At 68.6% G+C, this 13,181-nt stretch carries 19 protein-coding genes; 18 read left to right on the plus strand and 1 reads right to left on the minus strand.

All coding sequences use genetic code 11. The annotated features are described in order from the left end of the window. Positions 1–162 precede the first annotated feature (162 nt). Positions 163–1,089: an RluA family pseudouridine synthase gene (locus BMG523DRAFT_RS00575; RefSeq protein ID WP_051623725.1), complete on the plus strand. Its 927-nt coding sequence runs from the start codon at positions 163–165 to the stop codon at positions 1,087–1,089. Here the strand turns inward: BMG523DRAFT_RS00575 and mug are convergent. Beyond that, positions 1,066–1,653 carry a G/U mismatch-specific DNA glycosylase gene (gene mug, locus BMG523DRAFT_RS00580; RefSeq protein ID WP_043590082.1) on the minus strand — a complete coding sequence of 196 codons (588 nt, stop codon included), beginning with the start codon at positions 1,651–1,653 and terminating at the stop codon, positions 1,066–1,068. The two genes, BMG523DRAFT_RS00575 and mug, sit on opposite strands and share 24 nt — an antisense overlap. Before the next feature lie 553 nt (positions 1,654–2,206). On the opposite strand from mug, the gene rpsL reads away from it, so the two are divergent. The 17 genes from rpsL (at position 2,207) to rplX (ending at position 13,152) form a co-directional block, all read left to right on the plus strand. After that, a complete protein-coding gene (rpsL, locus tag BMG523DRAFT_RS00585) occupies positions 2,207–2,581 on the plus strand; it encodes a 30S ribosomal protein S12 (RefSeq protein ID WP_009740532.1) in 375 nt (124 codons plus the stop codon). Continuing rightward, a complete protein-coding gene (gene rpsG / locus BMG523DRAFT_RS00590) occupies positions 2,581–3,051 on the plus strand; it encodes a 30S ribosomal protein S7 (protein WP_011435036.1) in 471 nt (156 codons plus the stop codon). Before rpsL ends, rpsG begins: the two co-directional genes overlap by 1 nt. A 6-nt stretch (positions 3,052–3,057) precedes the next feature. Then, the gene (gene fusA, locus BMG523DRAFT_RS00595; RefSeq protein ID WP_011435037.1) at positions 3,058–5,154 is read left to right on the plus strand and encodes an elongation factor G; all 2,097 of its coding nucleotides are present in this window, start codon (positions 3,058–3,060) and stop codon (positions 5,152–5,154) included. 73 nt (positions 5,155–5,227) lie between these two features. After that, a complete protein-coding gene (gene tuf, locus BMG523DRAFT_RS00600; RefSeq protein WP_011435038.1) occupies positions 5,228–6,421 on the plus strand; it encodes an elongation factor Tu in 1,194 nt (397 codons plus the stop codon). 298 nt (positions 6,422–6,719) lie between these two features. Continuing rightward, complete coding sequence (gene rpsJ, locus BMG523DRAFT_RS00605; RefSeq protein WP_007514815.1) at positions 6,720–7,028, plus strand: 30S ribosomal protein S10; 309 nt, start codon at positions 6,720–6,722, stop codon at positions 7,026–7,028. A gap of 17 nt (positions 7,029–7,045) precedes the next feature. Next, positions 7,046–7,753 (plus strand): 50S ribosomal protein L3, encoded by a 708-nt coding sequence (rplC, locus tag BMG523DRAFT_RS00610; protein WP_011435039.1) that lies wholly within the window; start codon positions 7,046–7,048, stop codon positions 7,751–7,753. Next, positions 7,750–8,487, plus strand: a complete 738-nt coding sequence (gene rplD / locus BMG523DRAFT_RS00615) for a 50S ribosomal protein L4 (protein ID WP_011435040.1) — start codon at positions 7,750–7,752, stop codon at positions 8,485–8,487. The genes rplC and rplD overlap by 4 nt, the downstream gene beginning before the upstream one ends. Further along, positions 8,484–8,780 carry a 50S ribosomal protein L23 gene (gene rplW, locus BMG523DRAFT_RS00620; protein ID WP_011435041.1) on the plus strand — a complete coding sequence of 99 codons (297 nt, stop codon included), beginning with the start codon at positions 8,484–8,486 and terminating at the stop codon, positions 8,778–8,780. Before rplD ends, rplW begins: the two co-directional genes overlap by 4 nt. Before the next feature lie 46 nt (positions 8,781–8,826). Beyond that, complete coding sequence (gene rplB, locus BMG523DRAFT_RS00625) at positions 8,827–9,660, plus strand: 50S ribosomal protein L2 (RefSeq protein ID WP_011435042.1); 834 nt, start codon at positions 8,827–8,829, stop codon at positions 9,658–9,660. Positions 9,661–9,753: 93 nt separating this feature from the next. Then, complete coding sequence (gene rpsS / locus BMG523DRAFT_RS00630) at positions 9,754–10,035, plus strand: 30S ribosomal protein S19 (protein ID WP_011435043.1); 282 nt, start codon at positions 9,754–9,756, stop codon at positions 10,033–10,035. Next, on the plus strand, positions 10,028–10,453 hold the full coding sequence (gene rplV / locus BMG523DRAFT_RS00635) for a 50S ribosomal protein L22 (protein WP_011435044.1): 426 nt from the start codon (positions 10,028–10,030) through the stop codon (positions 10,451–10,453). Before rpsS ends, rplV begins: the two co-directional genes overlap by 8 nt. Then, on the plus strand, positions 10,453–11,379 hold the full coding sequence (gene rpsC, locus BMG523DRAFT_RS00640; protein WP_043590087.1) for a 30S ribosomal protein S3: 927 nt from the start codon (positions 10,453–10,455) through the stop codon (positions 11,377–11,379). The genes rplV and rpsC overlap by 1 nt, the downstream gene beginning before the upstream one ends. Positions 11,380–11,381: 2 nt before the next feature. Continuing rightward, positions 11,382–11,798 (plus strand): 50S ribosomal protein L16, encoded by a 417-nt coding sequence (gene rplP, locus BMG523DRAFT_RS00645; RefSeq protein ID WP_009740521.1) that lies wholly within the window; start codon positions 11,382–11,384, stop codon positions 11,796–11,798. Further along, a complete protein-coding gene (rpmC, locus tag BMG523DRAFT_RS00650) occupies positions 11,798–12,064 on the plus strand; it encodes a 50S ribosomal protein L29 (protein WP_011435046.1) in 267 nt (88 codons plus the stop codon). The genes rplP and rpmC overlap by 1 nt, the downstream gene beginning before the upstream one ends. Before the next feature lie 5 nt (positions 12,065–12,069). After that, positions 12,070–12,378, plus strand: a complete 309-nt coding sequence (gene rpsQ, locus BMG523DRAFT_RS00655; RefSeq protein WP_011435047.1) for a 30S ribosomal protein S17 — start codon at positions 12,070–12,072, stop codon at positions 12,376–12,378. Between the two features lie 76 nt (positions 12,379–12,454). After that, positions 12,455–12,823 carry a 50S ribosomal protein L14 gene (rplN, locus tag BMG523DRAFT_RS00660; protein ID WP_009740518.1) on the plus strand — a complete coding sequence of 123 codons (369 nt, stop codon included), beginning with the start codon at positions 12,455–12,457 and terminating at the stop codon, positions 12,821–12,823. Between the two features lie 2 nt (positions 12,824–12,825). After that, positions 12,826–13,152 carry a 50S ribosomal protein L24 gene (gene rplX / locus BMG523DRAFT_RS00665; RefSeq protein WP_011435048.1) on the plus strand — a complete coding sequence of 109 codons (327 nt, stop codon included), beginning with the start codon at positions 12,826–12,828 and terminating at the stop codon, positions 13,150–13,152. Positions 13,153–13,181 lie beyond the last annotated feature (29 nt).

The raw sequence follows: 13,181 nt of genomic DNA on the forward strand, positions 1-13,181 counted from the left end.
ATGCGGTGGCGGTGGAAGGTGGCGGCGGCGTGATTCTGACCGGCGACCACGACGACCTGAGTCGGTTGGCCGCGCCTTATCGGACAGTGGTCATCGAAGCGCTCCCCGGCAGTGGACGTGACCGGGGCTGACCGCGAGTGGACCGAGATTCGCCGGGAACGAATGATCTACGAGGATGAGGCCATTCTCGTGCTCGACAAACCCGTCGGCATCTCGGTCATGGGAGAGCGGCACGACACCGATCTCGTCACCCTCGCCGGGGATGACGGCGAGGAGCTGTTCCCGGTGCACCGCATCGACAAGGTCACCTCGGGCCTGGTGCTCTTCGCCCGGCAGTTGCGGTTCCACGGTGATCTCACCCGGCAGTTCCAGCGCCGCACGGTGGACAAGCGCTACCTCGTCCTGACCCGCACCCGCGGACTGCCCGCCTCGGGGACCGTCGACCTGCCGCTGAGTGTGGGGCGCAAGAGTCGGGTCCGGGTGGCGGCGAACCGGGCCGACATCATGGCCGACCTGGCGGAGGTGGCCCCCTTGGCGGAGGTGGCCGACCTGGGGGAGGNGGCCCCCTTGGCGGAGGTGGCCGACCTGGGGGAGGCGGCCCCCTTGGCGGAGGTGGCCGACCTGGGGGAGGCGGCCCCCTTGGCGGAGGCGGCCCGGGCAGAGGTTGGCCCGACCGGCGCCGGCGCCGGCGTCGGACGCTGGACGGTTCCGCCCGCCGCGGTGTTTCCCCACGTCCGGACATACCCGTCCGTCACGACCTTCATCCGGGTGTGGGAGGGCGGTGAGTACACCCTGCTCGCGGTCACGCCGGTCAGCGGGCGGCGCCACCAGATCCGGGTGCATCTGGCCTGGATCGGGCACCCGATCGAGGGCGATCCGCTGTTCGGCCGCGATGCCACCGCCCGCACCCTGCTGCACTCGTGGCGGCTCGCCTTCGATGCGGCTTGGGCCGGCGGCTCCCGCATCGAGGTCGAGGCGCCCCCCGGAGCCGACTTCTGGGCCCCGGTACGCACGCATCTGCCGGCCGGCCTGGCGGCGACCCTCCTCGGAAACGTGGCGGGTGGGTCAGGAATAGGCGGTTTCGCGTAGCTCGCCGTAGACCCGGACCAGGTCGGGCAGCTGGTAGTGCGCGTTCAGGCCGCTCGGATTGGGCAGGAGCCAGACGCCGGCGGATCCCAGGGTCTCCGCCTGGCGGCCGACCTTCGCGCCGCGGCGTCCGAACCCGATCCGGTAGGCGGCCAAGCCGAGGAAGGCCACCCACCGGGGTGCGACCCGTTCGACGAGTTCGGTGAGCCGGGGCACGCCGGCGCGGACCTCGTCATCGCTGATCTCGTCGGCGCGCGCGGTGGAGCGGTGGACGAGATTGGTGATGCTGATGCCCCGGCGGACCAGTTCGTCGGTCTCGCTGGGATGCAACCGGCGTGGGGTGAAGCCGGCGAGGTGCAGCACCGGCCACAGCCGGTTGCTCGGCGTGCCGAAGTGAAAGCCGGTGGCCCCGGACTCGAGGGACGGGTTGATCCCGCAGAGCAGCACGACGGTGGCCGGGGCGACCAGGTCCGGGACGGTGGTCCCGTAGGCCGCGAGCAGCGCGTCCCGGCTCGGCCGGCGTCGGGTGGAGGCGGCCGCGAATCGTGCGCCGGCTGCGTCAGACATGTCCTCGCGGGCCCTCCGATGCCGGTATCGTGCTGTCCCGTACAGCGTGCCAGTAGGTACAGCGTGCCAGTACGGGGGGCCGTGCTGGTGCCCGCCTGTGCCGCCCGTCGAGTGCGTACGCCCGTCGAGTGCATAGTGCGCGTGGGGTCTGCGTGGGATTTCGCCGGACACCCCCGTTCGACACCTGGCGCGGGCGTGGAGTACTGTTGAGCCCTGTGGTCGGAGTCCACGTGGCTCCGGCGTGCGTCCTGCACTTCGATGTGGCGCCGTGGTGCTCGCTAGGTTGACGTAAAGTCACTGTTCGGGTATCCGTCGGCGACTGTCGAGCTCGGTTCCGCAAAGCGGACGGGCGGGCTGGCGTGCTCCTCACCGGAACTGGATCATCGCATCGAGGTTTCGGTCGAATGGCGCGACACGCCCGACCGCGTGGGTCGGAGAAGCCGCTCGAGGACACTCCGGTGGATCGGGTGCGGACCACAGCAGCAGGTAGGCCGGCGTACCGGTCTGGTTGCCCAAGGCAGTACGACGAGGCGTGACAGGAACGGGAGCGGCGTTGCCCACGATCCAGCAGCTGGTCCGCAAGGGCCGGCAGGACAAGGTCGAGAAGACCAAGACCCCGGCACTCAAGGGAAGCCCTCAGCGTCGTGGTGTGTGCACCCGCGTCTACACGACCACCCCGAAGAAGCCGAACTCGGCCCTGCGCAAGGTGGCCCGGGTCCGGTTGAACAGCGGGATCGAAGTCACCGCCTACATCCCCGGGGTCGGCCACAACCTGCAGGAGCACTCGATCGTCCTGGTTCGCGGTGGCCGAGTGAAGGATCTTCCGGGTGTCCGGTACAAGATCGTCCGAGGCGCTCTCGACACGCAGGGCGTCCGTAACCGTAAGCAGGCTCGTAGCCGCTACGGCGCGAAGAAGGAGAAGGGCTGATGCCGCGCAAGGGGCCTGCGCCCAAGCACACCGTGGTGGTCGACCCGGTGTACGGGTCGCCGCTGGTGACCGCGCTGGTGAACAAGGTGCTGTTGAGCGGTAAGAAGTCGGTCGCGGAGCGCATCGTGTACGGCGCACTCGAGGGTGCGAAGAACAAGACCGGCAACGACCCGGTCGTCACGCTCAAGCGTGCGCTGGACAACGTCAAGCCGACGCTGGAGGTGCGCAGCCGCCGGGTGGGTGGTGCCACCTACCAGGTTCCGGTCGAGGTTCGCGCCGGCCGGAGCACTACCCTCGCGCTGCGCTGGATCGTCGGCTACTCCCGGGCTCGTCGCGAGAAGACGATGACCGAGCGGCTGATGAACGAGCTCATCGACGCAAGCAACGGCCTCGGCGCCAGCGTGAAGCGCCGGGAGGACACCCACAAGATGGCGGAGTCCAACAAGGCCTTCGCCCACTACCGCTGGTGATCCGACATGCCATCTGACGTACGTTCCTTGCTGGCCGGGACCCGCAACATCGGGATCATGGCCCACATCGACGCGGGCAAGACCACCACCACCGAGCGCATCCTCTTCTACACCGGTGTGAACTACAAGATCGGTGAGGTCCACGAGGGCGGCGCCACGATGGACTGGATGGAGCAGGAGCAGGAGCGGGGGATCACCATCACCTCCGCGGCCACCACCTGTCTCTGGCGCGACCACACCATCAACATCATCGATACCCCCGGCCATGTCGACTTCACCGTCGAGGTGGAGCGCTCGCTGCGGGTCCTTGACGGTGCGGTCGCGGTCTTCGACGCGGTCGCCGGAGTCGAGCCGCAGAGCGAGACGGTCTGGAAGCAGGCCGACCGTTACAACGTCCCGCGTATCGCCTTCGTCAACAAGATGGACCGGGTCGGTGCCGAGTTCCACCGCTGCGTGGAGATGATGATCGACCGGCTCGACGCGACGCCGGCCGTGATCCAGCTCCCGTGGGGCGTGGAGGCCGACTTCCGCGGTGTCATCGACCTGGTCCGCATGAAGGGCCTCCTCTGGAAGACCGAGGACAAGGGCGCCTCTTACGAGACCGTCGACATCCCGCGGGATCACCTTGAGGCCGCGCAGGAGTGGCGCGACAAGCTCCTCGAGACCGTCGCTGAGAACGACGACGAGCTCATGGAGCTCTACCTCGAGGGTGAGGAGCCCTCCACGGAGCAGCTCGTCGCAGCCCTGCGCCGCGCGACCCTGGCGAGCAAGGTCAACCCGGTGCTGTGCGGTTCGGCGTTCAAGAACAAGGGCGTCCAGCCCATGCTCGACGCCGTCGTCGACTTCCTGCCGAACCCGCTGGACATCGGCGCCACCGTCGGCCATGCGGTCGGTGACGAGGAGACCGAGGTCCGCCGGGAGCCGAGCGAGGACGAGCCGTTTTCCGCGCTCGCCTTCAAGATCATGAGTGACCCGTACGTGGGTAAGCTGACCTACATCCGGGTGTACTCCGGCAAGCTGACTGGTGGTTCGCCGGTGCTGAACTCGACGAAGGACCGCAAGGAGCGTGTCGGCCGCATCCTGCAGATGCACGCCAACCACCGGGAGGACCGGGAGGGCGTCGGCGCGGGACAGATCGTGGCCGTGGTGGGGCTGAAGAACACCACCACGGGTGACACGCTCTGCGACCCGAACGCCCCGGTGATCCTGGAGTCGATGACGTTCCCGGCGCCGGTCATCCACGTCGCGATCGAGCCGAAGACCAAGGCCGACCAGCAGAAGCTGGGCACCGCCATCCAGCGGCTCGCCGAGGAGGACCCGACCTTCCAGGTCCGCACCGACGAGGAGACCGGTCAGACGATCATCGCCGGCATGGGCGAGCTGCACTTGGATGTGCTGGTCGACCGGATGCGCCGCGAGTTCGGTGTCGAGGCGAACGTCGGCAAGCCGCAGGTGGCCTACCGGGAGACGATCCGCCGCAAGGTGGAGAAGGTCGACTACACCCACAAGAAGCAGACGGGTGGATCCGGCCAGTACGCCCGGGTGATCATCAACCTGGAGCCCTCCGGCGGCGACGGCGGTGGCTACGAGTTCGAGAACAAGGTCACGGGTGGTCGCATCCCCCGGGAGTACATCCCCTCGGTGGATGCGGGCTGCCAGGAGGCCATGGAGTTCGGCGTGCTCGCCGGCTATCCGCTGGTGGACGTCAAGGTCACCCTGCTCGACGGCCAGTTCCATGACGTCGACTCGTCCGAACTCGCATTCAAGATCGCCGGTTCGATGGCGTTCAAGGACGCGGCCCGCAAGGCCGACCCGGTGCTGCTCGAGCCCCTGATGGCCGTCGAGGTCACCACCCCCGAGGACCACATGGGTGACGTGATCGGCGACCTGAACTCCCGCCGTGGGCAGATCCAGGCGATGGAGGAGCGGGGGGGCTCCCGGATCGTACGGGCGCTGGTGCCACTGTCGGAGATGTTCGGCTACGTTGGTGATCTTCGCTCGAAGACCTCCGGCCGGGCGAGCTACTCCATGCAGTTCGACTCCTACGCCGAGGTTCCCGCGAACGTCGCCAAGGAGATCATCGCCAAGGCCCGGGGAGAGTGAGCGCCCTCACGGCGTGAGCAATACCCCTACCTGACTACACAGCACGACACCACCCGTCCTTGGAGGGACACCCGTGGCGAAGCAGAAGTTCGAGCGGACGAAGCCGCACGTCAATATCGGCACCATTGGTCACATCGACCACGGCAAGACGACCCTGACCGCGGCGATCACCAAGGTCCTGCACGACGCCTACCCAGACCTCAACCCCTTCACGCCGTTCGACCAGATCGACAAGGCGCCGGAGGAGAAGGCCCGCGGCATCACGATCTCGATCGCCCACGTCGAGTACCAGACCGACACCCGGCACTATGCGCACGTCGACTGCCCGGGACACGCTGACTACATCAAGAACATGATCACCGGTGCCGCTCAGATGGACGGCGCGATCCTGGTCGTGTCCGCCACCGACGGCCCGATGCCGCAGACGAAGGAGCACGTGCTCCTCGCCCGCCAGGTCGGCGTGCCCTACATTGTCGTCGCCCTGAACAAGGCCGACATGGTCGACGACGAGGAGATCCTCGAGCTCGTCGAGCTGGAGGTCCGGGAGCTGCTGAGCTCGTACGAGTTCCCGGGCGACGACGTTCCGGTCGTCCGGGTCTCCGCGCTCAAGGCGCTGGAGGGCGACAAGGAGTGGGGCGCCAAGCTCCTCGAGCTCATGGCGGCGGTCGACGAGTCGATCCCCGAGCCGCAGCGTGACATCGACCGGCCGTTCCTCATGCCGATCGAGGACGTCTTCACGATCACCGGTCGTGGCACCGTGGTCACCGGTCGCGTCGAGCGCGGAATCGTCAAGGTCAACGAGACCGTGGAGATCGTCGGTATCAAGCCGGAGACCACCTCCACCACCGTGACCGGTGTCGAGATGTTCCGCAAGCTGCTCGACGAGGGGCGTGCCGGCGACAACGTCGGTCTGCTCCTGCGCGGTATCAAGCGGGAGGACGTCGAGCGCGGCCAGGTCATCGTCAAGCCGAAGTCGATCACCCCGCACACGGTGTTCGAGGCTCGCGTCTACATCCTCAACAAGGATGAGGGCGGACGGCACACGCCGTTCTTCAAGAACTACCGCCCGCAGTTTTACTTCCGCACCACCGACGTGACCGGCGTCGTGACCCTCCCCGAGGGCACGGAGATGGTCATGCCGGGGGACAACACCGAGATGACGGTCGAGCTGATCCAGCCGATCGCCATGGAGGAGGGTCTGCGCTTCGCCATCCGCGAGGGTGGCCGGACCGTCGGCGCGGGCCAGGTTACGAAGGTTCTCAAGTAGTAGCCGTGGGCGGTGGGTCCGGGCGTGTGTACGGACCCACCGCCCACTGCGCTGCCTGACCAGGCAAGGCTCTCGCGAGACTCGGCTGCCGAGGACAACCGGCCGCCGGCAAGGGACGCAGCCCGGTCCCGGTCGACACGTCGAGCGGGACCGGCACGAGACAGCGGTACAACCGGCAGGTTCTTTCCGCCGGCGGCGGGGCGCCAGGCTCGCCGCGCGGCCGGCGGTGAGGATCTACGGGCGGTGACCCGGTAGCGATACCGGCCGGACGAGACAGACAGGACAGGCGAAGCCCACCATGGCGGCACAGAAGATCCGCATCCGGCTCAAGGCCTATGACCACGAGGTCATCGACAGCTCGGCGCGGAAGATCGTCGAGACGGTGACGCGGACGGGCGCGCAGGTCGCGGGACCGGTGCCGCTGCCGACGGAGAAGAACATCTACTGCGTCATCCGGTCGCCGCACAAGTACAAGGACAGCCGCGAGCACTTCGAGATGCGGACGCACAAGCGGCTGATCGACATTCTTGACCCGACGCCCAAGACGGTCGACTCGCTTATGCGCCTCGACCTGCCCGCCGGCGTCGATATCGAGATCAAGCTGTAAGAGGGGCCGGCGCAGTCATGCTCATCCGCAACTACAGAGGGCTCCTGGGCACCAAGCTCGGGATGACCCAGGTATGGGACGCGAACAACCGCGTCGTGCCGGTCACCGTCATCAAGGCCGGACCCAACGTCGTCACGCAGGTCAAGACGCCTGACTCGGACGGCTACTCGGCCGTTCAGCTCGGTTACGGCGAGGTCGACCCGCGTAAGATCAACAAACCCGCCCGCGGCCACTTCGCCACCAGCGGGGTGACGCCCCGGCGCCACCTCGTCGAGCTGCGGACCGCCGATGCCGGCAACTACCGGCCCGGCCAGGAGCTGACCGGCGAGGTGTTCTCCGCCGGGACCGTCGTTGACGTCACCGGCACCTCGAAGGGCAAGGGGTTCGCCGGTGTCATGAAGCGTCACGGGTTCAAGGGTCTGGGCGCGGGGCACGGCGTCGAGCGCAAGCACCGCTCGCCGGGGTCGGTCGGCGGCTGCGCCACGCCCGGTCGCGTGTTCAAGGGCCTGCGCATGGCCGGCCGGATGGGTCACGTGCGCACCACGACCTCGGGGCTGACGATCCACGCCGTCGACACCGAGCGTGGCTATCTGCTGGTCAGGGGTGCGGTGCCCGGCCCGGATGGTGGTCTGGTCCTCGTGCGCAGCGCGGCCAAGCGCCCGGCGCCCGAGGCCATCGCCCCGGCGGCCGAGCTGGCCGGTACCGGTGAGGAGGTCTCGGCATGAGCCGGGTGGCCACATCCGACCCGAGCGTCACCGCGCGCACCGTCGCGGTGCACGCGCCGAACGGGGGCGAAGGCGGCAGCGTCGAGCTGCCCGGTGGCGTGTTCGACGTGCCGCTCAACATCCCGCTGATCCACCAGGTCGTGGTGGCGCAGCTCGCGGCGGCCCGCCAGGGCACGCACGACACGAAGACCCGCGGCGAGGTCCGCGGCGGTGGCCGCAAGCCGTATCGGCAGAAGGGCACCGGCCGGGCCCGGCAGGGATCGCTGCGGGCTCCGCAGTTCACCGGCGGTGGCACCGTACACGGCCCCACACCGCGCAGATACGACCAGCGGACCCCGAAGAAGATGAAGGCCGCCGCGCTGCGCGGCGCGCTGTCCGACCGGGCCCGCAACAACCGGGTGCACGTGGTGTCCTCGCTGGTCTCCGGCGAGACGCCGTCGACGAAGAGCGCGGTCACCGCGCTGCGGACGATCGCCGACACCCGCCGGGTGCTGGTGGTGGCGAGCCGTTCGGACGAGCTGACCTGGAAGAGCCTGCGCAACGTCGCGGCGGTGCACCTGCTCGACCCGGGCCAGCTCAATACCTATGACGTGCTGGTGAGCGACGACGTGGTCTTCATCGAGGATGCGCTGGCCGCGTTCCTTGCTCGTGACACCCGTCCGGCAACCTCCACCGCCGGGACCGAGGCTGCCGCGGGCACCGAAGGTGTGGCCGGGGCGGAGGAGAACAAGTGATTCCCGACCCGCGTGACGTGATCCTGCGGCCGGTCGTCTCCGAGAAGAGCTACGGCCTGCTCGACGAGAACGTCTACACCTTCATCGTGCGTCCGGACGCGAACAAGACCCAGATCAAGCTCGCGGTCCAGCAGATCTTCAATGTGCGGGTCCTGCGGGTGAACACCATCAACCGGCAGGGCAAGCGCAAGCGGACCAAGCACGGCTGGGGACACCGGTCCGCCTCCAAGCGGGCCCTGGTGAGCCTGGCTCCCGGTGACACGATCGAGATCTTCGGAGGCCCCGGTGCCTGAGCGCGTGCGCTCCGCGGCGGCGGTGGGTCCAGGACGGTAGGAAGCCATGGGTATTCGTAGGTACAAGCCGACGACGCCGGGGCGTCGTGGTGCGAGCGTGGCCGACTTCGTCGAGATCACTCGTGACCACCCGGAGAAGTCGCTGGTCCGCCCGCTGCACTCCAAGGGCGGGCGCAACGTCCACGGCCGGATCACCACCCGGCACCAGGGCGGCGGGCACAAGCGGGCGTACCGGGTCATCGACTTCCGGCGGGACAAGGACGGGGTGCCGGCCAAGGTCGCGCACATCGAGTACGACCCCAACCGCACCGCCCGGATCGCGCTGCTGCACTACCTCGACGGCGAGAAGCGCTACATCCTCGCGCCGGTCAAGCTCAGGCAGGGCGACACGGTCAGTTCCGGCGTGGGCGCCGACATCAAGCCCGGCAACGCGCTGCCGCTGCGCAACATCCCGACCGGCACGGTGGTGCACGCCATCGAGCTGCGTCCCGGCGGTGGTGCGAAGATCGCCCGTAGCGCCGGCACGAGTGTGCAGCTCGTCGCGAAGGACGGCCCCTACGCTCAGCTGCGGATGCCCTCCGGTGAGATCCGCAACGTGGATGTGCGCTGCCGCGCGACGGTCGGCGAGGTCGGCAACGCGGAGCAGAGCAACATCAACTGGGGTAAGGCCGGCCGGATGCGCTGGAAGGGTCGCAGACCCACCGTGCGCGGTGTCGCGATGAACCCGGTCGACCACCCGCACGGTGGTGGTGAGGGTAAGACCTCCGGCGGTCGTCACCCCGTCAATCCCAAGGGCCGTCCGGAGGGGCGGACCCGGGCGACCCGCAAGTCGTCCGACGCGCTCATTGTGCGTCGTCGCAAGCAGAACAGGCGGCGGTAATGGTGATCTCCAGGCCCCGGGCCGCGTCGGCCACCAGCGCGCCGCCGACCAGCCGTACCCATCGGATCTGAGCAGGAAGGAGGAGACACAGCCATGCCACGCAGTCTGAAAAAGGGCCCGTTCGTCGACGACCACCTGCTCAAGAAGGTGGATCTGCAGAACTCCAAGGGCACCAAGCACGTCATCAAGACCTGGTCGCGCCGGTCGACCGTGATCCCCGACATGCTGGGGCACACGATCGCCGTGCACGACGGCCGCAAGCACGTCCCGGTCTTCATCACCGAGGGCATGGTCGGGCACAAGCTCGGCGAGTTCGCCCCGACCCGGACCTTCCGTGGCCACGTCAAGGAGGACCGGAGGTCACGCCGTGGCTGACGATCTCGTTGACGGCCTGACCCGGGCCGGTCTTCCCGGGGCGAAGGCCTCGGCCCGCTATGTCCGGGTCTCGCCGACGAAGGCCCGCCGGGTCGTCGACCTGGTGCGCGGGCGCTCGGTCGGCGAGGCGCTGGACATCCTCCGGTTCGCTCCGCAGGCGGCCAGCGAGGACGTGTACAAGGTTGTCGCCAGCGCTGCGGCGAACGCCGAGAACAACCACAGCCTCGATCCGGCCACCCTGTGGGTCGGCGAGGTCTACGTGGACGAGGGGCCGACGCTCAAGCGCATCCGGCCCCGAGCTCAGGGCCGGGCCTACCGGATCCGCAAGCGCACCAGCCACATCACCGTCGTGGTGGAGAGCCGGGAGCCGGTCTCCGCGGCCGGCCGGGGCGCGAAGACGACAAGGAGGGCCCGGTAGTGGGGCAGAAGGTCAACCCGCACGGGTTCCGGCTTGGCATCACCTCGGAGTTCACCTCCCGTTGGTACGCCGACAAGCAGTACAAGGCGTACGTCGGCGAGGACGTGAAGATCCGTAAGATGATGTCGCGGGGCATGGAGCGGGCCGGCATCAGCCGGGTCGACATCGAGCGGACCCAGGGGCGGCTGCGGGTGGACATCCACACCGCGCGCCCGGGCATCGTCATCGGTCGCCGTGGCGCCGAGGCCGACCGCATCCGTGGCGACCTGGAAAAGCTCACCGGCAAGCAGGTGCAGCTCAACATCCTCGAGGTGAAGAACCCCGAGGTCGACGCCCAACTCGTCGCCCAAGGGGTGGCCGAGCAGCTCTCCAGCCGGGTCAGCTTCCGCCGGGCGATGCGCAAGGCCATGCAGACCGCGATGAAGGGCGGCGCGAAGGGGATCCGGGTGCAGTGCTCGGGTCGTCTCGGCGGCGCCGAGATGAGCCGGTCGGAGTTCTACCGCGAGGGTCGGGTGCCGTTGCACACCCTTCGCGCGGACATCGACTACGGCTTCTATGAGGCTCGGACGAACTTCGGCCGCATCGGCGTGAAGGTCTGGATCTACAAGGGCGACATCGTCCAGAGCCGGGCCGAGCGTGAGGCGCAGGAGGCGCTGCAGCGCCAGACCCGCCGGGAGCGCCCGCGCCGCGGGCCGCGTTCCGGCTCGTCCGGCACGACCCAGGGCGGGACCGAAGCGGGCCGGGCGGCGGCCCGCGGCGAGCGCCGGGGCCGTGGTGGTGGCGGCGGGAACGCCCCGGCTGAGACTCCGGCGGGCGAGGCCGCGGCGACCGAGCCGACGGCACCCGTCGCGGAGCCCGCCACCGCGGCGGCGAGTGCGCCGGCCGAGGCGGCCGTGGCGAACACTCCGGAGAAGGCGGAGGAATAGACATGCTGATTCCCCGGAAGGTCGCGCACCGCAAGCAGCACCACCCCGGGCGGACCGGTGCCGCCAAGGGCGGAACCCGGGTCACGTTCGGTGAGTACGGGATCCAGGCCTTGGAGTCGGCCTACGTGACGAACCGGCAGATCGAGTCGGCCCGTATCGCGATGACCCGGCACATCCGTCGTGGTGGAAAGGTCTGGATCAACATCTACCCGGACCGTCCGCTGACCAAGAAGCCGGCCGAGACCCGGATGGGTTCTGGTAAGGGCTCGCCCGAGTGGTGGGTCGCGAACGTCAAGCCGGGCCGGGTCCTGTTCGAGCTGTCCGGGGTCGCGGAGCCGGTGGCCCGCGAGGCGATGCGGCGGGCTATCCACAAGCTGCCGATGAAGTGCCGTTTCGTGGTCCGTGAAGGTGGTGCGTAATGGCTATCGCTACCGCGGACGAGCTGCGGAGCCTGTCGGGCGAGGAGCTCGTCGACAAGCTTCGGGAGGCCAAGGAGGAGCTGTTCAACCTCCGGTTCCAGGCGGCGACCGGGCAGCTGTCGAACAACCGCCGGCTGCAGGCCGTGCGGCGCGATATCGCCCGGATCTACACCGTCATGCGCGAACGGGAGCTGGGTATCACCGACGATCCGGCGGTGGCGGCCGGCGCGGCGGACGATGACGCGACGCAGTCGGAACGGGCGTGAGGACAGTGACAGACGAGACGGCCTCCCAGGAGGCTTCGCAGAGCACGGACGCGGCGGCTCCCGCCCGCGGATTCCGCAAGGTCCGCGAGGGCCTCGTGGTCAGCGACAAGATGACCAAGACCGTCGTGGTCGCGGTCGAGGACCGGGTGCAGCACCCGCTGTACGGCAAGACGATCCGTCGTACCAAGAAGGTCAAGGCGCACGACGAGAGCGGCACCACCGGTGTCGGCGACCGCGTCCTGCTGATGGAAACGCGGCCGTTGTCGGCGACCAAGCGGTGGCGGATCGTTCAGGTCTTGGAGAAGGCGAAGTAGTGAAGTAGTTCTGGCCCGGACGCCGGGGCCGGGCAGGACCGGGTGATCAGTAGTACCGGGTGATCAGGAGCGGAAAGTGATTCAGCAGGAGTCGCGACTTCGGGTCGCCGACAACACCGGAGCGCGGGAGATTCTCTGCATCCGGGTGCTCGGCGGCTCTGGGCGTCGTTACGCGGGGATCGGCGACATCATCGTCGGCACGGTGAAGGACGCCCTGCCCGGCGCCGGCGTGAAGCGCGGCGACGTGGTCAAGGCGGTCGTGGTGCGTACCACCAAGGAGCGCCGGCGGCCGGACGGCTCCTACATCCGCTTCGACGAGAACGCGGCGGTGCTCATCCGGGACGGTGGTGACCCTCGGGGCACCCGCATCTTCGGGCCGGTCGGCCGGGAGCTGCGTGACAAGAAGTTCATGAAGATCATCTCGCTGGCGCCGGAGGTGCTGTGACCGTGGCCACTTTGAAGATCAAGAAAGGCGACACGGTCCAGATCATCACCGGCAAGGACCGTGGGCTCAAGGGTAAGGTCATCCGCGCCTATCCGGAGCAGAACAAGGTCCTCGTCGAGGGCGCGAACCGGATCACCCGGCACACCCGCGTCCAGCAGGGCACACGCGGCTCGCAGTCCGGGGGCATCATCACCCAGGAGGCGCCGATCCACGTGAGCAACGTGATGATCGTCGACCCGTCTGACGGGAAGCCGACCCGGATCGGTTACCGCATCAACGACGACGGCACCAAGGTGCGTGTCTCGCGGCGCACCGGTACCGAGCTGTAGGCCGAGCGAGCAGTCGAGCAGTTGGGAAA

The sequence above is a fragment of the Frankia sp. BMG5.23 genome (genome assembly GCF_000685765.2).
In the GTDB taxonomy this organism is placed as follows: Bacteria; Actinomycetota; Actinomycetes; order Frankiales; family Frankiaceae; genus Frankia; species Frankia casuarinae.